General features: G+C 44.4%; 12 protein-coding genes. 2 read left to right on the forward strand and 10 right to left on the reverse strand.

What is annotated here, in order from left to right; genetic code table 11:
- Nucleotides 1-50 precede the first annotated feature (50 nt).
- Nucleotides 51-1061 carry a S41 family peptidase gene (locus tag HPC41_RS07060; protein ID WP_172393332.1) on the reverse strand — a complete coding sequence of 337 codons (1011 nt, stop codon included), beginning with the start codon at nucleotides 1059-1061 and terminating at the stop codon, nucleotides 51-53.
- Between the two features lie 202 nt (nucleotides 1062-1263).
- Nucleotides 1264-1983 (reverse strand): RNA polymerase sigma-70 factor, encoded by a 720-nt coding sequence (locus tag HPC41_RS07065; RefSeq protein WP_172393333.1) that lies wholly within the window; start codon nucleotides 1981-1983, stop codon nucleotides 1264-1266.
- 177 nt (nucleotides 1984-2160) lie between these two features.
- Between HPC41_RS07065 and HPC41_RS07070 the strand changes: the two genes are divergently transcribed.
- Nucleotides 2161-4518, forward strand: a complete 2358-nt coding sequence (locus tag HPC41_RS07070) for an ABC transporter permease (protein WP_172393334.1) — start codon at nucleotides 2161-2163, stop codon at nucleotides 4516-4518.
- 141 nt (nucleotides 4519-4659) lie between these two features.
- Here the strand turns inward: HPC41_RS07070 and HPC41_RS07075 are convergent, their stop codons facing one another.
- The 7 genes from HPC41_RS07075 to HPC41_RS07105 all read right to left on the reverse strand — a co-directional run bounded on the left by HPC41_RS07075 (nucleotide 4660) and on the right by HPC41_RS07105 (nucleotide 19042).
- Nucleotides 4660-6300, reverse strand: a complete 1641-nt coding sequence (locus HPC41_RS07075; RefSeq protein WP_216660683.1) for a hypothetical protein — start codon at nucleotides 6298-6300, stop codon at nucleotides 4660-4662.
- A gap of 27 nt (nucleotides 6301-6327) precedes the next feature.
- Nucleotides 6328-7659, reverse strand: coding sequence for a DoxX family protein (locus HPC41_RS07080; RefSeq protein ID WP_172393335.1), 1332 nt, complete (start codon nucleotides 7657-7659; stop codon nucleotides 6328-6330).
- A gap of 11 nt (nucleotides 7660-7670) precedes the next feature.
- Nucleotides 7671-9005 carry a RagB/SusD family nutrient uptake outer membrane protein gene (locus HPC41_RS07085; protein ID WP_172393336.1) on the reverse strand — a complete coding sequence of 445 codons (1335 nt, stop codon included), beginning with the start codon at nucleotides 9003-9005 and terminating at the stop codon, nucleotides 7671-7673.
- A 7-nt stretch (nucleotides 9006-9012) separates the two neighbouring features.
- Entirely contained in the window at nucleotides 9013-12048 is a 3036-nt protein-coding gene (locus tag HPC41_RS07090; RefSeq protein ID WP_216660684.1) for a SusC/RagA family TonB-linked outer membrane protein, read from the reverse strand.
- A gap of 413 nt (nucleotides 12049-12461) precedes the next feature.
- Nucleotides 12462-13547 carry a glycoside hydrolase family 88/105 protein gene (locus tag HPC41_RS07095; protein ID WP_288812409.1) on the reverse strand — a complete coding sequence of 362 codons (1086 nt, stop codon included), beginning with the start codon at nucleotides 13545-13547 and terminating at the stop codon, nucleotides 12462-12464.
- A 102-nt stretch (nucleotides 13548-13649) separates the two neighbouring features.
- On the reverse strand, nucleotides 13650-15668 hold the full coding sequence (locus tag HPC41_RS07100; protein WP_172393338.1) for a RagB/SusD family nutrient uptake outer membrane protein: 2019 nt from the start codon (nucleotides 15666-15668) through the stop codon (nucleotides 13650-13652).
- A 17-nt stretch (nucleotides 15669-15685) separates the two neighbouring features.
- Complete coding sequence (locus HPC41_RS07105; RefSeq protein WP_216660685.1) at nucleotides 15686-19042, reverse strand: SusC/RagA family TonB-linked outer membrane protein; 3357 nt, start codon at nucleotides 19040-19042, stop codon at nucleotides 15686-15688.
- Between the two features lie 444 nt (nucleotides 19043-19486).
- Here HPC41_RS07105 and HPC41_RS07110 point away from each other — a divergent pair, with 444 nt between their 5' ends.
- Nucleotides 19487-20248 (forward strand): SDR family oxidoreductase, encoded by a 762-nt coding sequence (locus tag HPC41_RS07110; protein WP_172393339.1) that lies wholly within the window; start codon nucleotides 19487-19489, stop codon nucleotides 20246-20248.
- Between the two features lie 115 nt (nucleotides 20249-20363).
- Here HPC41_RS07110 and HPC41_RS25315 read toward each other — a convergent pair whose 3' ends face one another.
- Nucleotides 20364-20558 carry a hypothetical protein gene (locus HPC41_RS25315; protein WP_246250454.1) on the reverse strand — a complete coding sequence of 65 codons (195 nt, stop codon included), beginning with the start codon at nucleotides 20556-20558 and terminating at the stop codon, nucleotides 20364-20366.
- Nucleotides 20559-20947 lie beyond the last annotated feature (389 nt).

Genomic DNA, 20947 nt, shown 5'->3' on the forward strand with positions numbered 1-20947 from the left:
AGCCTTTCAGTAAATGCTGAAAGGCTTGTTTGTTAGCGGTTAACTCCTTGTTATTGGCCCAATAATTCCAAGGCCTTGATAATTTTATGATCCTTTTTCAATGCTGTCAGGTTATCGCCACCCACGACTTCAACATCAGGCGAAATATAGGATTTATAAACTTTTAGATTCCTGTCCACGACATAGTCTGTTGACAAATTAATACCAGCATAATCATTTATTTTAAAACCCAGCACTGCGGTGGTATAATTTGCTGTCTTTTCGCCCACAATAAAGGTGTTATTCCTTCCAATAAACGATATAGCGGCCATTTCACCTGCGCTCGCCGTATAACAGCTCGTTAAAATAACCAATGGAACATCGTTTGCAATCGGATAGGTCAATGCTGTTTTTCTGTCCAGCCTATTGCCATCAATCAACAGTTTTCCCGCCTTGATCTCCCAGTCGCCGCTAGGTTTATTACCCGCGTCCCTAAAACCACCAAAGCGCAGGTTATTTCCGATAAACTCTTTCAAACCGAGTAATATCGGATACATATTTCCGCCAGTATTTAATCTCAAGTCTATAATCCAGCCCTTAATTTCAACTGAATTTATGTCATTGATATGAGCCACGATATCATCGGCTATGCTATCTACTTTTTTAAACGCAAAATCACTATTTCCAACGATTCGGAGATATCCTATTTTCTGATCAATTACTTGGCTAAATGTACTTTTGTCCATGTTGATCCTATTCTTTAGATACCCATTCGTCATCACATTAGGATTGTTCCATCCGTAGGTTTTTCCTTTATATTTTAAACTGCCATGATAGTCATTAAGCTGTTTAAATACATCCTTATATAATGCTGCGGTTTCATCAATCGAGTTTAGATTTCGGGATTTATTGTAAAGTTCATGTTTAATAACTTCGAGGTTTTCTTTATGAATGGAGTTTGCCGCTATAAGTTCAATAGATTTATCGACAAAAGATTTTACGCTGTCGTTCTTAAAAGTTTGGCAAAACAAGCATACCGAAGATAATAAAAACCATAGCAATAAAAGGGATCTAGTCATCATAAGGTGTTTATAGCGTTTGATGTGATTTATTGAGCCATTAAATTTAAGAAATAATTCACGGATTGACGAATTAAAGCTCAATGGATGTCGGCCGCATTTTTATGGTTTAACAGTTTTCGCCGATTTTCCTGAGATATAGGAGATCGCTAATGATATCGTATCCGGACCGACAAACCAGATTCGTTCATGAACGGTCTGTTCGCTAAAAGAAAAACAAAAGCGATAGAGACAAAAATACCGTAGGATTCAATTGTTGTTGTTGTATCTGCTGGCGCACAAGCTGTAGCGCTTTACTCAATTGATTTTTGACGGTCTGTAGTGAAATGCCCAATTGTTCCGCAATTTCATGGTTACTGAGGCTGCGCTGATATTTCAGGTTAAACACGGCACGCATCCGGTCGGGCATCTCCACGATAGACTGTTCGATAGCGACCAACACTTCAGTATAGTTTTCTTCATAGCCATCGAGCGGAAACATATCCTGTAGGCCATCTTGTAGCATTAAGCTATATTGCTCAACATGTTTTTCATGTACTCCCTTCCTTCTAAAATATTGAAAAAGCTTATGATATAATGCTGAAATAAGATAGGCCCGCAATCCACTGTGGATATTAATCATATGTCGTCTTTGCCAAAGGTCCACAAAGAGGTCTTGAACGAGATCCATGGCCACATCCATATCTCCTATCTTCTTAATTGCGATTTCCAGGAGTGTCTTCCAATGGCGCTCATAAATCTCATCAAAAGCACTGTAATCTGCATTCATCAGACGCGCTAATAGCACTGCGTCTATTGTTTTCACAAGCATACTTTCTAGATCGATAACTCTTTGTCTGCCATAAATATCACGTTTTAATACAAATACAGTATTAAGGACAGGTAAAGAATACATTAACAACACAATCATGGTATAATAACCCATCCATTCAAATTTTATTGAAATATAACCCATGCCGCTACCTTTACTGTCCGCTTCCGCACATAAAGCGTCCGGGAACGGACAGTCAACCGGGTTTTAATAAAACAACAATACATTAATTTTCAACAGGTTAAATAGTTGGCAAATGAATTGGTAAAAATTCTACTAAAACTGACCGGTATGCTCAAAAATTATTTCAAGATCGCCTTTCGACATCTAAGGAAAAACAAGGGCTTTACAGCGATAAACATTGTCGGCCTGGCAGCTGGCATGGCTGCGGCGATGCTGATAATGCTATGGGTAAAAAGTGAATTTAGTTTTGATCGATTTTATACGAAGACCGACCAACTCTATGCCGTTGGCATAAAAGATGTATGGGCAGGTGATGCAGTACAGCATTTTTATACCCCCAAGCCAATGGCTGCGGCATTGAAAACCGACTTTCCAGAAATCAAGACAGTAACGAGGGTCAATAAAGGCACAGGTTTTCTAATCACACACGGAGAAACCAAGCTTTCGAAGGAAGCGGGTGTCTTTGTAGACAGTACGTTCTTAAAAATATTTGATTATAAAATTGTAGCCGGTAATCCTGCGGAAGCGCTGAAAAACCCAAATCAAATTGTTTTAACCAAATCCTTTGCCGAGCGGCTATTTGGCGATAATGATCCGATCAACCAGAGCATCAAACTGGATAGTACCCAGGTTTCAACCGTATCTGCGATCATTGAAGACATACCTGATAATTCTTTTATGAAGGGCACAACCTATTTGGTTCCCTGGACACTGATGGAGAAAATAGGTTATTCCGATGATTACTGGGGCAATAATTCCATTCAGACCTATATCGAACTAAATAAAAACACCAATATAGAACAATTCCAAAACACGATAAAAGGCTTCCTGCAAAAACATACCGAAACAAAAGCCCAAAACTTTATTCAACCAATCGGTGATAAGTGGCTTTACAGCAGCTTCAGCGAAATGGGAAGACCGAGTTCCCAACGCATTGGAATGGTCCGTTCATTTATCGCCATTGCCTGCTTTATCTTAATTATTGCCTGCATCAATTTTATGAATTTGAGCACCGCTCAAAGTGAAAAGCGGGCGAAGGAAGTTGGCGTCCGGAAGGTAGTAGGTGCCAATAAAGGATTGTTAATCTGGCAATTCTTGACCGAATCCGTTCTGATCGCGCTATTTTCAGGGCTCTTGTCCCTTTTGATTACCATCCTGGCACTCCCTTATTTTAGCGATTTAATTTCAAGAGCATTGACGATTCCATTTAATGATGTACCTTTTTGGTCTGTTTTCATCGGATTTATACTTTGGACAGGCATTATTTCAGGTAGTTATCCCGCATTCTATCTATCCTCCTTTTTACCCACCAAAGTATTGAAGGGCAAATTGCTGAATATGCCCCGGAAATTCAACCCACGTAAAGTATTAGTTGTTTCGCAATTTTGCATTGCCATTACGCTTATTGTCACGACGATATCAATCCAAAAACAAATCAAATATGCGCAGAATAGAGAAATCGGATACAACAAAGACCGACTTATCCATGTTATTGACCAAGGAGAGATCAGTAAAAAAAGTTCGCTGATCAAAGAAGCTTTACGCAGTTCAGGTATCGCATCCCATGTATCACGGACGTCCTCTCCGCTGACAGAAAATTGGAGCAATAATTCCATGGGTTGGGATGGTAAACCGAAAGATGATAACACCATTTTTGCAAGAATGGGCGTCGATGACGATCTAGTCCATACCGCTGGATTGCAACTCGTTGCCGGACGCGACTTTGACCTGGCTAAATTCCCAAGTGACTCTGCAGCAATGATCATCAATGAGTCTGCCGCTAAAGTATTTAATTTTGAGGATCCTATCGGAAAAACGGTTGTTGACGGGAGAAATTGGCATATCATAGGCGTTATCAAAGACTTTGTGCAAGAGTCCCCCTTTAACCCCATCACGCCACTTGTCATTCAGGGTGCCTTTGCAGGCAGTAATGTAACCAATATCAGATTAAATGATCATATGGAGACAGCAGATGCCCTGGCAAGAATGGAGAGAATTTACAAAGAATTCAATCCCGATTATCCATTTGAGTATTCGTTTGTCGATGCCAAGTATGCAGAGAAATTCAAAGATTTTCAGCAACTGGGCAAGCTTTCCAGCCTTTTTGCCCTATTGACAATTTTTATCTCCTGCCTGGGCTTATATGGTCTGACAGCTTACATGGCCGAGAATAGAACCAAGGAAATCGGTGTACGCAAGGTATTGGGTGCATCTGTTGTATCCATCACAAGGATGTTATCAAAAGAGTTCATTTTTTTGGTTCTTTTATCCTGCCTGGTTGCATTTCCGATAGCCTATTATATCGTGGATCATATGCTCAGCTCCTATACTTACCGCATTAAAATTAGCTGGGATATCTTCTTTATCGCGGGATCTGGCGCCCTGGCACTGACGCTGCTCACGGTCAGTTATCAATCCATCAAAGCAGCGATGGTCAATCCGGTAAATAGTCTGCGGGATGAGTAGCGGTACAGCGCTGCTCTAGCAGACCAGGAACCATCATCCTCATAAGGTCGTGGACTGACTTTTCGGCTATGCTCGATCGCCGATATACAGGTTTTACAGCTGCACATAAATAACATGCAGCATGTAAATAGCAATCTCCTCCTATTGATCATAATGCCCTGCTGCAAACTTACCCGGAGAAATCTTATAATCCCTAATGGCTCTATCCAACACCACATAAATAGAATCTCTATGTTCATCGATGCCATTTAAAATCACCCGATTTCCACCGTCAATAATTTTATAGGAAGCCACAAATCTTTCGCGTATTTCTTTTGCTGCGAGCGCATCTGCTTTTGCAAACTCCCGTAGGCGCCGTGCTGTCCGTGCCGGTTTCGCGACGTAATTGGCTTCATCACCCAGGGAAGCTTTCACTTTCGCAGGCATCCAATCGGCCAGCGAAATCGCCGGCAGCTTTTCTACCGGCTCCTTTACCGACTTCAGGTAGTTGCGCACGCCACCATCGCCCCCTTCACCAGCGGTGATATTGCGCTGATCAGGGATAAGTTTATATTTGTCTTCCAGGTACAAACGCTGATTGATGGTATCCACATAATAATGAAAAGCACGCTGCCCCCCGGCGACACCCGATATCTCAAATGTTCGGTTGACATCTCTTTTGGGATCCCCACCCCCATTGGAAAGGTCTAATTTTAAGGGTCTATTCACTTTAAAGGTCAAGGTCGACCATTTCTCGAAAGTAGCGGACTGCCAGCGCAGGCTATCATAGGGGTTAAATGGCCGCACTTGCCCATTGAGACGGAATTCCGTCACATCATAATTTCCACGCAGCGCCTGCAGGCCTGCTGTAGAAGGTTGTTTATAAGGGTCGTACCTAAAATCAACATATTGCAGATAGAAGAAAACGATCAAAAAGATAAAGATAATCACCCCTTTAAGTCCAATTCTAATTTCGTTGAGCCTGCCTTTGAAACTCGGAAAAAATAGCGCCACACGCGCCGGCTGTTCGCGAATAAAAACCTGGTAGTAGGGCCCAAAGTAGGGTACGAGCAGGAATAGGCTCAACAGGACAAAGTATGAACTATACACATGCACGCCACCGTCATAGGCAAAGTTGACCACAACAATAGCGCCCAATGCACCAACCAATAGGACCGCACCAATCGCTACGCTACGTCTAAAGAGCAGTAGCGTACCTGCCGTCACTTCCAGAACACCCGCAAACACCTGATACCAAGGTACGATACCAAAGGAAAGCCAAAAAATCTTTTGGGCGGTCAAATCACCATAGTCAGTATCGAGAATCCCATAGGACGGATAAGGCATCTGTACCGGAAATAGTTTGGTAAATCCAAAACCAATGATGCCCAGACCCGCGCGGTATCTTACAATAACGTTGAGCCAATAATATAACCTATTGTAACTGATCTTCTCCTTTTTCAGCAGCTTGGCTACACCCGTCCAAAGCAGTCCCACAAAGAGCGCGAAAAAGAAGGTATTTACCCAGATACTATAACCTTCTAGCCGGCTGCCAAAAGTGCTACGTCCAAACCAGCTGACTCCCGAACCAAAACGGCAGATATCATAAAGGTCTCTGTAATCCAGGTTTAACCAGTTTATGGCAAATATATGTTTGTACCACAAGACGCTATTGGGAATGGAAATAATGATAAAAAAGATAAAACTGACCCGAAAAGCAATCCGTTGGCGGAGCGTCCATTTCTGCGTGTGCACAACTTCTGTGTCCACCCTTACTGTTTGTATTTTTTCAGCTATTTGCATGATTTTTCGATTTAAAGTTACCGTCAATTATAATTTAAAGCCCAGCCGGTCGCGGCCGCGTTTGCCAACCTGGTAGAGCAAATACTTCTTATTTAGCTTCTGCAGGGCTATAGAGAGCGTGTCTCCAGATGAATTGGTTCCGTAAAGTCGAATATGTGTACTGTCTGGCCGTAACAACTGCAACTGCAGGCTGTCGCCGCGATAAGCCGGATTCGGATTTTTCAGCAGGATCGTATTCTTGGACGCTGTCGTATATTGATAGTACAACCTGCCCCCTACCTGAGTGTACTCATAGTCCCGATGTTGGCCTTCCAAGAATTTGGTGGGTGAAACCGTTTTTATAGGTTTATTTATGCGCACGCTCAAGGTGTTCCATTGCTCAAAGACAACATCTCGCCAACGCTGTTTATCAGTGGGCGAAAACGGAATGGTATCCCCATTGACAACAAATTCATCCACAATGTATTTACCGGCAATATCCGGTAGCCCTGCCTGTTCGGGATAATAGAGCGATGATGTGGTACTGACCTCATATGATTTAAAACCAGCAATAACGATAAAGACCAATACAAAGAGTATTTTAAAAATCCATCGGGAATAGCCCAGGTGTACCTTAGACCAATCAAATCGCCATCGCTGCGGAAAGGTATAATCAAAATGGATCACGAGCCTGACCAAACGCTGCGCATCATAAAAGAAAATAGGCAACGTCAGTAATACGGCAAAAGCCGAAGCGAGATAATAGCGACCACCGTAGGCCAGGTCGGCCAGGAACACGTTTCCATAAAAAGGTATAATGATGAGAACGGCCAAAAAGGAGGTACGCCTAAACAACAGGAGAAAACTCGCCAGCAATTCGACAACACCTAAAAAAACAACATAAGCAGGTGCTGCCGACAAACTGAGATAGAGCTGTTTCCAATCCTCAAAATAGCCATAAGGTGTATTCAGATGGCTCAGTGAAAGTGCCGGTGCAAAAATGGCAAATAACTTTGTTAACCCCGCCACGGACAGCAAAGCAGCCAGTCGGAAGCGGACGAATATGCGTAGAAAATAGAAAAGCGTAGCTTCCCTTTCTGGATCGATGCGATCTTTAGCGGTCCAGAAACTTGCCACAAGCGCGGCCACGGCCAGCAGTAAAAACCAGTCGGAAAAACGTGATATATCCCCAAAGAAATGAGGCAAGAAAATAACAAGATTAAAGAGATCGCTCGGCAGGTATTGCCAGCTGATGCCCACCAGCTGACGATAGAAGTCCGCTTGTAAGGGTACGCTGAGCAAAAGGATAAAAACAATGCTCAGACGCAGGACATATCTTTTCCAGAAGGGGGTAATCGAAAGTGTTTGTATTGTTGTCATGATCTATATTTTTAGCGTGAATAACCTGGATTCTGTTTCAACACTGGATCAGCCAACAATTGACTATAAGGAATAGGCAACAACAAGCGGAAATCCTCTTGGATCCCCAATACCTGCTTGGCACGGTCCGTACGGACCAGATCAAACCAGCGGTGTGCTTCAAATGCAAATTCCAGCCTGCGCTCTTCGCCTATCCATTGTAAAATATCAGTTTTGTCTACCGGAGCGGGACGCGCATCCAAATCCGCGCGTTGACGGATCCGATTGAGGTCCGTCAGAGCCTGTGAATAGTTGCCCAGTTGTGCGCTTGCCTCCGCGCGGATAAACAGAATTTCAGCGATGCGAATGATGTAGGTGGGATCCTTGGCCGGATCGCGGTAGTAGAGGTTGCCATACCACCTACCCTGGTTATCCTTGGCGATCAGCTCGCTACGCGCTCCACCGGTTTCCGGGTTGGTCAATAGTTTGACCAATGCCGCATTGGGTGCCCACTGACGTGTCCCCCCGTTGGTTTGCGGCTGCCATTGCGCGCGGTGCGGATTGGGCTCATTTGCACTGTAAAAAAGTTCAAATACAGACTCCTTGGTTTCGGTCACGTCATTTTTGAAAAAACTATAATAAGGGCTAAGGAGTTCATAATCCGGATCTGAAAGCAGCCCGTTAGCATATTGGATGGCTTGTTGCCAATCCTGACGATAAAGGTAATATCTTGCTTTGAGCGCCAGTACGGTCTTTTTTGTAAAAGCCGTGCGGTCAGTTGTATTGCTCAGCAAGCCTTCCGCCGTGTTCAGGTCTTCAAGCACACGGGCATAGACCTGATCCGAGCTACTCCGCGCGATGCCCATGTTCTCCCCGATCTTGGTCGTCGGTGCCGTGACAATTGGCACACCGCCCCAGACCCGGACCAGGTCAAAATAATTCAAGGCCCGGATGGCATAAGCTTGACCGAGTATGCTCCGCTTTACCGCCTCGCTGATATTCGTTTTGTCATATTCCGTTAAATCCCGGATCACATTGTTGGCCCGGTCAATGGATTTATAGATCCCGTTCCATGCCGTGGCCAGGGTTGCATTTTCGGCATTCACTTTATGATTGATAAATTCCTGTATTTGCGACTGCGACCCCGTCCATTCGATATTGTCACCGGAGAGGTAGGCAATGGATTGATAATTGACACTATAATAATTACGCAGGGCAGCATATACCGCATTTAATGCTGCTTTGGCCGAAGTTTCGTCATTGATCACCTGATCGCCGGATATGGAAGTCCGCGGGTCCACATCCAAAAAGGAGGAACAGGACGAAAAGAAAACTAAGGCCAATAGATAGAGATAATATTTTTTCATGTTGTCGTTACAAGGTTAGATTAACACCCAATTGAAAACTCCGTGGTTGTGGTGGCGTGCCCAGGTCGATTCCCTGTTCGTTTGCCGAGCTGCTTGCCGCAGATTCGGGATCCAGACCAGTGTATTTTGTCCAAGTGAACAAATTTGTCGCCTGCACATACACCCGCAGTTTGGTCAGCGAGAGCTTTTCAAGTGCTGCTGCCGGTAGGTTATAGCCTATACTCAGGGAGCGGAAGCGCAGGTAAGAGCCGTCTTCTAGCCATCGTCCGCCACCATCTTTGTAATTGTTATTGTTAATACCGTCAGATCTGGGTACGTCGGTGATGTCACCGGGTTGCTGCCAACGGTCCAGATTCGACCTGAAAATCACGCGGGCAGCATCGCGGGCTCCACCGGCCTCACCGAAGAACCTGTTATGATTATAGATCTCATTACCGACTGAAAAACTCAGAAAGGCGCTCAAGTCCCAGTTTTTATAGCTGAAATTATTGGAGATTCCACCAAAAAAATCAGGCCATATACTCCCTAAGAGCTGGCGATCATCTGTCGTAATTTTGCCATCCCCATTGACATCCTCATAGACAGCATCGCCAGTCTGGGAATCCACATAAAGCTGCTTATAGACCCAGAAAGAGTACATTGGGCTTCCTTCCTTAAACAGAATCAGGTCGCGGCTACCAAAGTTCATGGGCTTGCTTAACTGTTCAATCTTGTTGACGTTTCGCGCAATATTAAAAGAAGTCGTCCAGCTAAAGTAATTCCGTTGGATATTGGTCGAATTGAGGCTGAATTCAAGCCCTTTATTACTTATTTTAGCAGCATTGTTTAGGTAATTGTCGTAGCCCGTTGTTCCGGGCAATACCGCTGTCAACAGTCCATCCTTGGTCTGTTTATCGTAATAGTTGAAAGCAAATGACAAGCGATTATGAAAGAGCGCAGCGTCAAGACCAATATTGAATTGTGAAGTTTGCTCCCAGGTCAATTTTTCGTCGGCCAATTGTTCGGGAAACATACCGGCTACGCCACGGTAAGCACCATTTACACCAGACCAAAGCTGTCGGGCAGCAAAGGAATTGATCCCACTCTGATTGCCCGTAATCCCATAACTGCTTCGGATCTTGAGGTCGTTGACAAAGGAAACGTCCTTGAGAAAATCTTCCTTGCTCAATCGCCAGGCCAGCCCCACTGCAGGAAAATACCCCCACTGATACCCCTTATTGAACTTTGACGAACCATCAGCCCGAAGCGAAAAATCGATCAGGTACTTATCCGCAAAACCATAGTCGATGCGTCCAAAGAAAGACGCTAAGTTGTATTTGTCCCAATCCTGAAAGCTGGTGGTATTGGCGGCAGATCCAATAATCTTAAAATCATTGGAGGCAAAGCCTTTTCCTGTAGCCGAGGTGAGGGAAAATGTACTGCTTTGTAAAGTATTTCCCAGAAGTAGGCCAAAGGAATGCTGGGTACCGAAACGCTTGCGATAAGTCAACGTTTGTTCATTGATCCACGTTGTCGACTGGCTTATGGCCGACGTTGCCGAGCCACTGGGGCTGCCCGCGATCAAAAATTTATTCCAATACTCATGCTCATCATAGTGGTTGTAGTCCACACTGAAGGTCGATCGAAATTTAAGATGTGGAGAGATCTGATATTCTCCGTAGACATTACCGATATACCGGAGACTGATCGAGCCTACATCGTAATTATCCAATAGCAGCGTCAAATTATCAAAGCCCGCCCTTCCGACCAGCTCCCCCAGTTCATTATAGGGCGAAAGATAAGTCGGCGTATGCAAGGCCGCCTGCAAGATTCCTCCCTGTGGTCCATCTCCGGCCCTTCCCTGATTACGTCCTGTCCGTGAAATTGCATTGCTAGAGCCTACTTTAAGACGTTCGTTGATCTTTTGGTCCAGATTAAACCGAAAACTTGCCCGGTCAAAAGCGATAGGGCGCAGAATAGACTCCTGCTTATTATATCCAGCGCCTAGATAATAAGTCGTTTTATCACTACCGCCATATAGCGAAATATCAGCGCTATATATCCCTGCAGAGCGGAATGCTTCCGAAAGTCGGTCGTAAGTCTGCTGCTCTGAAGGCAGTCCACGACCACCCTGAGCGGTTGAAACAAAAGGTTCAGGTTTGCCGATGTTACGGTTATATTCATTGACGAGCTCAGCATGTTCAGGGCCAGTTGTTAGCTCCCACAGCTTTGCCGCTTTTGCCCTGCCAGCGTACAAATTGACGTCGATCTTGGTAGACTGCCCATTTTTACCCCGTTTGGTTGTGATCAAAATGACACCATTGGCTCCTCTTGAACCATATAATGCTGTCGCTTCCGCATCTTTGAGCACCTCTACATATTCGATATCCGAGGGGTTTAGGTCAGCTATTGGAGAGGTCGCTTTACCGCCTGTGTTTAGGGTCTGGAGACTCTCGGAGTTAACAAATACTCCATCAATTACATAGAGCGGATTGTTGTTGGCATTGATGGAAGTGGCACCACGGAGGCGGATATTTAGGGCCTCGCCCGGCACACCGGTACTGCTACTGACCTGAACTCCGGCCACCTTACCTTGCAATTGCGCATCGAAACTGCCGGTAGGGATTGAAATCACCCCCTTTAGACCCAGTTTCTCCACTGAACCAATCAGATTCTTTTTGCCCACCGTTGTATAGCCCACCACAACCACTTCGTCCAGGTTGTCCGACGAGCGCTGCAATTTGATTAAGACCGGAGAAGCATTGACTACCAATTTCCTGCGTTCGTAGCCAACATACGAGAGCATCAGGGTGAAAGGAAGTTTCTGACCGGTCACAAAATGAAAGTTTCCCTTTTCATCAGTTTTTACGCTATGCGTCACGGCCTCCAGCTGGATAGTAACACCCTCCAGGGGTTCGCCAGAAATGGAGTCAACAATTTTACCTTGTAAGGTTGCATTAATAATAGGTTCACCAGCTATCTGGGCAAATAATTTCACCGGAATAAAGGACATGGTGAACAGGACACAAAACAGGATATGCTTTGCATGCTTGATTTTTTTCATGAATGCGAGTTTAAATAGTGTACTGAACAAGTGCCAACGCCAATCGATCACTTATAGATACTTCATCAACGTTTCAAAAGAACATGTTGTCTTTTGAAATCAACTGGAAATTTCGTTCAGCCACACATTCGCCCCGTCAAGTTCAAGCTATTGCTATTAAGAAATTGTTTTTTAAAGGAATACGATGTGTAAATTATAGTATTCATGCGGTTTAGTAGTTTAATTAGTAACTCTGTTTAATATCGTTGCCAACGCCAATTGATTCAACGAATATGTAAATATAGAAAAGTTTATAATAAAATCTACTAAATCAATAGACTATTTTTTTTTAAAAAAGATATCCTCTTCCTATTAAATACAACAGGCCAAGAAAATTCTTGGCCTAAAGCAAAGATAACAGCCTATCGGTCAAATTATTCCAACAACGCATTGACACACCACATGTAAGCAGCCTGTCCATGGTAATCGCCCGTATGTCGGGGACGGTCGTAATAATACTGTTTATCATTCTTTTTATTGGTACCCACACAGACTTCCGATACCGCACCTTTATCATCCACATATTTTGCCAAAGCCAACCAGGCGTTCCGAGCCACCGGACTATATTTTTTTGGTTCCAGCCAGCCCTGCTTAACACCCGATATGATCGCATAGGCAAACATGGCCGATCCAGAAGTTTCTGCCCAACAGTCCGATTGATCGATCAATTGATTCCACATGCCGCTTCTGGTCTGGTATTTTTTGAGGCTATTCATCATGGTGAGATAACCTTTCAAGATACGCGGTCGATCCGGGTGATCCTGCGGGAGCATACGCAATAATTCGGTCATCCCCGCAGCCATCCATCCGTTGCCGCGTCCCCAGTAGAAGGGTACATCCGGCGCATGATAAAATAAACCGTTAGGACGTTGTAGCTCATCCAGGTAAAGCACCATTTCCTTGGCTGCACGATCCAGGTATTTCGGATCGCCTGTTGCTTGGAACGCCGCTGCCTGTACGATCGTAATCATATACATATCGTCAATCCAAAGGCGAGTTTGCCAAGAGTATTCTTTTTGCGCCCAATCTTTCTCTGTTGGATTGGCATTTTGCGGCACTTCCCATTGTGTATCCGCATAAGGCAGCCCTAGATCCAGATAGTTTTTATCTTTGCTAAGCTGATATAAGCGTAAGGGGAGACTTCCGAACATATTTAAGTCAACGTGATTTTTAGGGGGAAGCAGCTGCGGCTCGCTTGCCGTTAATTTGGAAAGGCGATCCTTCATAGCCTGCATCAGCACGTGATCCCCCGTCAGGTGGGCGTAATTAATGGTCCCCGTCCAGTAAAAAGTTTCCGGATAACTGATCCATTTACCCGCATGAAGCATATGTTTGCCCGTGATGAAACGATGCGCAATTTTATGGCCTATTTCTTTTGGGTCTGCACCCGCAGGAAAGGCTGCCAGTTCCGATTGAGCGATTAAAAATTTAATCGGAAGAATTAATAAAAACAAAAACACATTTTTTATCATAATAGAAGCTATTAATTTTAAATTACTGAGTTTGAAAAAATCCTGAACCGACTCTCCTTTTTGAACACCGGTTCAGGACATACGACATGCCTATTCTACTTTTGCTTCATCCGCTACCGCATCCTCCCATTTATCCCATACCGGAGTTGCTGGGTTATAACCGTCATAGCCATAGTTCTGCTTTAATTGTCCTTTAATATTGGAGGTAATCGCGACATTCGGAATTGGCCAGTACATATTCTTTTTATCCATCGTATAATTGATATCGCTTACCCCAGTGGCGCTCACATGAATGATCCCCTTATTGTACAAGCTATAATGCACAATACGTTGGTACCAGTAGCTTCCACCGGTGGCATCTGTACCACTTTGCTTGTCAAAATTTTCCAGATTATACACATTCCCCCATTCATCGGGTTTGCCACTGCGTGCAAGGCACACAGAAACACGCTTCAATTCCACATTCCGCCATTCTTCCCAATATAGTTCACGTGCCCGCTCGTTCATAATGTCACCGATGGTCACTGGGCCCTGATACAGCTCACTGCATCTAGCCCGTTGGCGCAGCACGTTTAAATCATCTTTTATTGTTCCGTCAGATGGATTGATATAATATTTTGCTTCGGCACGCAAGAGGTAAGCCTCAGCCAAACGATACAAATACCAGTCGGCAATACCACCATTTGTGGCTCCCCGCAGGCCATCCGATCCACTGATGTTCGCGTCATTGACGGGGTCATCCAGGAAGAATTTATAGTGGGGCACATCATACCAGCGGCGGATGGAATCCGAACATAGTAATTTGCCCGTCTGTGGATCTTTGAGGGATACTGGTTTTCCAAAATCCTTTGAGGCTTTATTGTTTACCTTATAATCTTCCATGCGCACCCAGTTTCCCACTTTTGAACTGTGTCTCAAATCGCCTTCATCTAGCTTACCGTTGACAGACCATACCCCCTTTGACTGGAAAGACGTAGGGCGGAAAGTAGCGATGCCCCTACCGAAGGCGCGCATATAATCATATTTTGCGTTGTAATCCGGACTATTTCGTTTAATATTCAATAAGGCCTGTTTACCATCCGTTGTCTGTATTCGGCTATCGAATACGAAGGGATATAAAATACGCATGGTTAACATTTTCACAAACGACTCCGCTTCGGCACCGCGATTGGGCATCCCCATGATCACTTCCCGATTACTTGGAATTAATTTGTTTTCGGGGCGGTGCATATCCCAGATGACATTGCGGCTAATGGGCCAGGTCTGTGCCTCACCTCCATCGTTAAATGTTCCAAAGCTCTCGGTCATTAAAGCGTAGCCCGATTGATCGATCAGGATATCCGTCTGTTCTTTCGCTTTTTGGTATTCCCCCAGGGCCAAGTAACATTTTGTCAGCAGCATACGACAGGCTCCCTTATTGATCATGCCTATTAAGTTCATGTTTTTCTGATCGGGTACCCATTGTACGGCAAATTCCAGGTCTTTGGTAATCATCTGCAAAATGGCGTCACGTTTGGTACTCCGGTAGTTTTGTTTGGGTACGTCAATGATGGTCGTCACCAAAGGCACATCACCGTACTGAAATACCAATGCCATATAACGGAATGCACGATGAAAGTAAGCACGTCCTTTGTAGGCATTTTTATCCTGTTCACTCAAGGCTTGCACTTGGTCCACATACTTGATAATTGTATTGGCATAGCTAATGCCTTTATAGGTTTCCTGCCATAAATACCACATACTATTTGATCGGTCTAAATTTTGCAAACTGGAGTTGTCGCTAGTCGGCGTCAGCATGTTGGCGACGTCCGCCATCATACTCCGTTTGTCCGTGTTGCTGGCCACCATCAGTTCGGAGAAGATATATTCGGTACCCAAGGTCAGCATTTCATTGTGATCTGTGGCCCAATAGCCTTTGAGGTGGCGATCACATATAGCCATCGCCGACAGCAGTCCAGACTCGGTATTAAAGGTTTCATTGGGTAAGTATATAGACAGTGGATCTGGCTGTAGAAATCCTTTCGAACAGCTGCTTATGGCCAGCGTACCCGCAAGTATAATTGCAATACCCTTGCCGAGAGATTTGGATTTATTTAAAGTATATTTCATGTCCATCAATTAAGAGGTTATAAAGATAAATTCACTCCGAAGGTATATACGCGAGATGCCCATCCATTGGGGTTATCGCTGGATTGAAAGGTTTCCGGATCACCATATTCCCATTCTTTGGTCCAGGTGGCAACGTTGCGCACCGTTCCATACAGCTTGACCCGATTTAAGTTATACCTGGATGTCAAGGATGTTGGCAGCGTATAGCCCACAGAAATATTGTCCAGGCGGATAAATGAACGGTCGTAAAGCCGCTGTGCCCCCTCTGCCCCGATTGGCCCTTTCGCCTCGATACGTCCGTACCGATCCGTTGGATTAGCTGGCGTCCAGTATTCTTTTTCCGGCAGATTGGCCAGTCCATACGCCATACGCCCACCATCGTCATCGTTGTTCAGATAGTTGCCCGACAAGCTCTTGTGCCCCATGGACGAATAGATGTTAAATGAAAAGCTGAGGTCTTTCCATAAGGTAAACTCATTGCGCATCGCCCAGCGGAAGCGCGGGTCAGTCTGTCCTAAAAACACCCTATCGTTATTATTATAGACAGGTTTTGTGCCGTCCGCATTCACGACATCATCCGCCGTGTATATATTGGCCACTTTCGGATCGCCGGGCGCTTGTCCATATTTGGCTGCTTCGGCAGCTTCATTCGCCTGCCAGATGCCAGTGACATGATAATCCCATATTGTACCGATGGGCTGGCCAATAAACCAGCCATTCGAAATCTCATCCATTTCCTTCCGACCGATAATATTTCCATTTGCATCCAGCACATCTTCGTAGTTATTATAGAGATGCACAATTTGGTTCTTGTTATACGAGAAACTAAATGTTGTGGACCATCGCAGGTTCTCCTTTTGGAGGTTGGCCGTATTTAAAGTCAATTCAATCCCTTTGTTATCCACCTGCCCCAAGTTCGTTGTGATGCTGCCAAATCCCGTAAAATTAGGCAGCTTCTGCTCCATGATCATATCGTGGGTCTGCATCAGGTAATATTCCAAGGTCCCCGAAATCCGGTTTTTTAAGAATCCAAAGTCCAGACCAAAATTCCATGCTGTCGTCTTTTCCCACTGCAGGTTCGGATTGGCCAGACGATCCACCATCAGATAACGATATTGGACCAGCTCACCGGCGGAGTTGAGGTAACCATGCATTTTGCCACTGCCCGAATAGAGATTTGCGAGCGCCAGATTGGGATCTGCCAGCTGTCTATTACCGTTTTTACCGTAGGAAACACGTAGTTTACCGTAATCCATCACGTCCGTCCATTTAAAGAATTTCTCCTTGCTAAAGTTCCAGGCCAGGGCCAAAGAGGGAAAAGTAGCATAGGGATTTGAGGTACCAAAAGCCGAATAACCATCCCGCCGGATGGAGGTCGTTAGCATATAACGGTCATCATACGAATAAAATAAGCGGGCCAATAAGGCATCCGCTGTTTGATGGCTATCGTAGCTATCAAAACTGCTATCTTCTTTCGAACCATTTTTTGTATTGTGAAAGCCCAGTGCATCCGACGGTAAAATGTTACGCGCTTCAATACGGTCTTTCCACGATTGCAGTTCCTCCGCTTCCTGTACCAAGGTCACCATCAGACGGTGCTTCTCTGCAAAGGTCTGTTCCCAGTTGATGGTGTTGTTGAGCGACCAGTCAAATCGTTTTGTCTGCTCACGGTTTGCACCCCGATCGGCAGGATTAGATCCAGGAAGCTCCGCTGACATAAAATAACGGTCGTGGAAGTATTGCAAACGCGGTGATGCGTTAAAGGAATACGTGATATTGAATGGTAATTTTATCTTCGCGTTGAAGATCGAGTTCAGTACGGTGTAGCCCTTATCCAGTTCAAGGTATTTTTTCTGAAAATCATAATTATAGCCCCGCTGACTAAACTGTTCACTGAGTGGATACTGTAGCGGATTGCCACTGGCATCTGCATAATCCGCGTAAGGGCTATTCCGCAGCGTCTGATCCAGGTCGATGTCTATGTTTCCGTCCGAGCGATCCTGAAAATTAACATTGGCCCCCAATTCCAGCCAACGATTAACATGTGCGTTGATTTTCATATTTCCCCGAACAGCCTTGTAGGTATCACTGATGACTGTTCCCTCATTTTTAAGGTACCCCATGGACATGTAATAATTGACCTTATCACTTGCACCACTAATGCTGGCATTATAATCTTGGTTAAAGCCTGTTCGAAAGACATGGTCTTCCCAGTCCACGGTTTTGCCGTTCAGAAAATTTTGCAGTGCATTCCCCTGCAGACCCAGTCGACGGCCCCAGATACTCAAATCAGATTCGCCATCCTCATTTGTTGACTGCGCACGCCAGGCATCGCGCGATAATGACGAAGGCAGCTGGTCTGGGCTTAGGTAAAATCCATAAGGTACCGTTAAATTGCCATTCTCATCCCGCGTTTGATAAGCCTCATATAGGCCTGTTTCGGGGTTAATGCCATAGGTATTCTTCGTATACCAATCTTCCCGGTGCTGCAGATAAGCGCTGGGGCTGAATCTTTTGCGGTACTCGCTCAATTGCGTAGCACCGGCATTCATGGTCATGTTGATCGTCGGCTTACCCTGTTTACCCTTTTTTGTACTGATGATAATTACACCGCTGGCCGCTTTCGAACCATAAATAGCGGCAGCCGAAGCATCCTTTAAGATGTCGATCTGTTCAATATCATCCGGGTTGATTTCGGAGAGCTCGCCATAGAATATCATCCCATCTAATACAAGCAAAGGATTGTTGTGCCCACTGTTGCTGTCATAGACCGAACGCTTACCACGCACCTCAATCGAACCACCGCCTTTTGCTGAGGCGTCATAGCCGATATTCATCCCCGCCGTACCGCGTAGGATATCCTGTACCGTTTTTGGGTTTTCATTGGCTATGCGATCCGGGTGGATCTGCGTCACCGATCCGGTCAGATCTTTTTTTCGCATGGTGCCATAGCCCACCACCACGACTTCGTCCAGCTCATCTGCTGATGAATTCAATACCACATTGAGCACCTTAGCTGGCGTGATAACAATCTCCTGGCTCTCGTACCCAATAAGCTTAAACACAAGCTTTTCTGCGCCAGGGGGTACCGCGATGAGGTACGAACCATCCACCTTTGAGGCTGCACTGATCCTACTTCCCTGCACATTTACAGTAACACCAGACAGCGGTTGGCCGTTGCTATCCGATATCTTGCCCGTAATTTCTCGGTTTTGGACAATCAATCTATCGATCGATTTTAAGGGAGTACTCGCTTTTAATGCTACGGTAGGGCTACCAAAAGCGACCAGGCACATCAGCCAGGAAGAAGGACTACATTTGCCCTTTCCAAAGCCAAAAGAATGGTTTTGTTTTAGTTTACAATTGTTTCTCATAAAGCAATATTTACTTTGAGTGATTTAGAAATTTTATAATTGGCTTCCTCTTATCAAGGAATTTTAACTGTAAAAGTCTAGATTAGCTTTTAGAAAATCAGGACCCAATTGTATCAAAAAACTGCTATTTTGTCTCAATAACACGATTTTCAATATAAAACAATAGTCGTCTTATAAATAGATAGCCTGATTATTTAGTATAATTAGACAAAAAACTAAGAATGAGAATTTAACTACAACGTTTTCGTAATTTAACTACAACGTTTTCGTATTTTTTATATTACAAAGTCTGCGCTTTTCACGTTCTTACATTTTTGTACCCTATATTGATCTATATCTCGGCCTAAAGCCATAGTCGCCGATCGTTACACACTTTTTACCAAATGGTAAATACTTTTGGTTTTAACAGCGCTAGCTTTACAACAGTAAATTAAAATCAACGCAATGAAAAAAGTACTTATCACCGGAGCCAATAAAGGAATTGGTCTGGAAACAGCAAGACAATTACTACAGGCAGGATATTATGTTTATCTGGGAAGCCGAAGTCTGGAAAACGGGATACTAGCCGCCGAAGGGCTCAAGCAAGAAGGATTGACAGCAGTAGAAGCTGTGCAAATAGACGTCACGAACGATGAATCCGTTAAACATGCCCGTCATCTTATTGGCGAAAAAACTGAGGTACTGGATGTACTGATCAACAATGCCGGCATTACCGGAGTACAACTGAGCGAGAACGGGTCATTTGTGCCCCAGACGGCGATTGACACAGACGTAGAAATCTATAAAACAGTCTATGAGACCAATGTTTATGGCGTGATCAGGGTGACACAAGCCTTCTTGGATCTGCTCCAGAAATCAGACGAACCACGGATAGTGATGGTAAGTTCCAGCCAGGGATCAATCACCTTGCACAGTGATCCAAATTATAAATATTATAACCATAAAGGTTCGGTCTATCTATCGTCAAAGTCAGCCTTGAATATGTATACAGTCAATCTGGCTTATGAACTGCGGGATACCAATTTTAAGATCAATGCGGTGAGTCCTGGTTTTACAAAAACAGACTTAAACTTCAATCGTGGCACGGGCACCATCGAAGATGCCGCGAAGCGTATTGTCAAGTATGCACTTATTGGCAACGATGGTGTTACCGGAAAATTTTTCTGCGAAGAAACCAATCCTGAGACAGGTGAGATTCCCTGGTAGTAAGTATCTCGTCAAAATGTATAAGCCTTTTTTACTTTTGGTATCCATCTGTATTGATGTTTAAAAAATTGCATCTGGACTATAGTGTTTTTTTAATCAGTCCCCTAAAGGTAGGCTATAATGGATTTATATTTGTCCATGCCGACCTGATCAAAATTAGGTATCCCAAATAAATGGCTGTACCTATTGTATCGACAAACATATCCGAGATGCCATAGCCATTAGCGAGGATGCCCGCCGTATATACGTTTTGTCGCACTGGCCGGATACGTCGTTCTTTTCGGACAAGAAAGGGCCATACTAGTAGCATTGATGGAGCAGATGACGCTGATTTCTACGCAGGTGTAAGCGACGAAATTTAATATGTCGGCGTTGCTGGGGCAGCCATACCTTACTGAGGTTATGACCATTGTGGCTATGAATGCATGGAATCGTATGGGCATTATTACCGGTCGAGAACCCGAATAGTTTATAAATAGCAAAAAGCCAAGAAAATTCTTGGCTTTTTGCTATAAATTATACTAAAGACTCCTTTTTAAGGTGTTATTGTAGTAATAGAAAACATTGTTTAGATTTTACCGAAAGGAATAAGTTAAACTATTTTAGTTTTTCGATTTCGGCAACGGTAAGTCCTGTGCCTTTTGGCAATATCAGCAATTGGTACTTTGAAAACCTCTTAACGTTTAAATAAAAAGCTTT

The sequence above is a fragment of the Sphingobacterium prati genome (assembly GCF_013167215.1).
Taxonomy (GTDB): domain Bacteria; phylum Bacteroidota; class Bacteroidia; order Sphingobacteriales; family Sphingobacteriaceae; genus Sphingobacterium; species Sphingobacterium prati.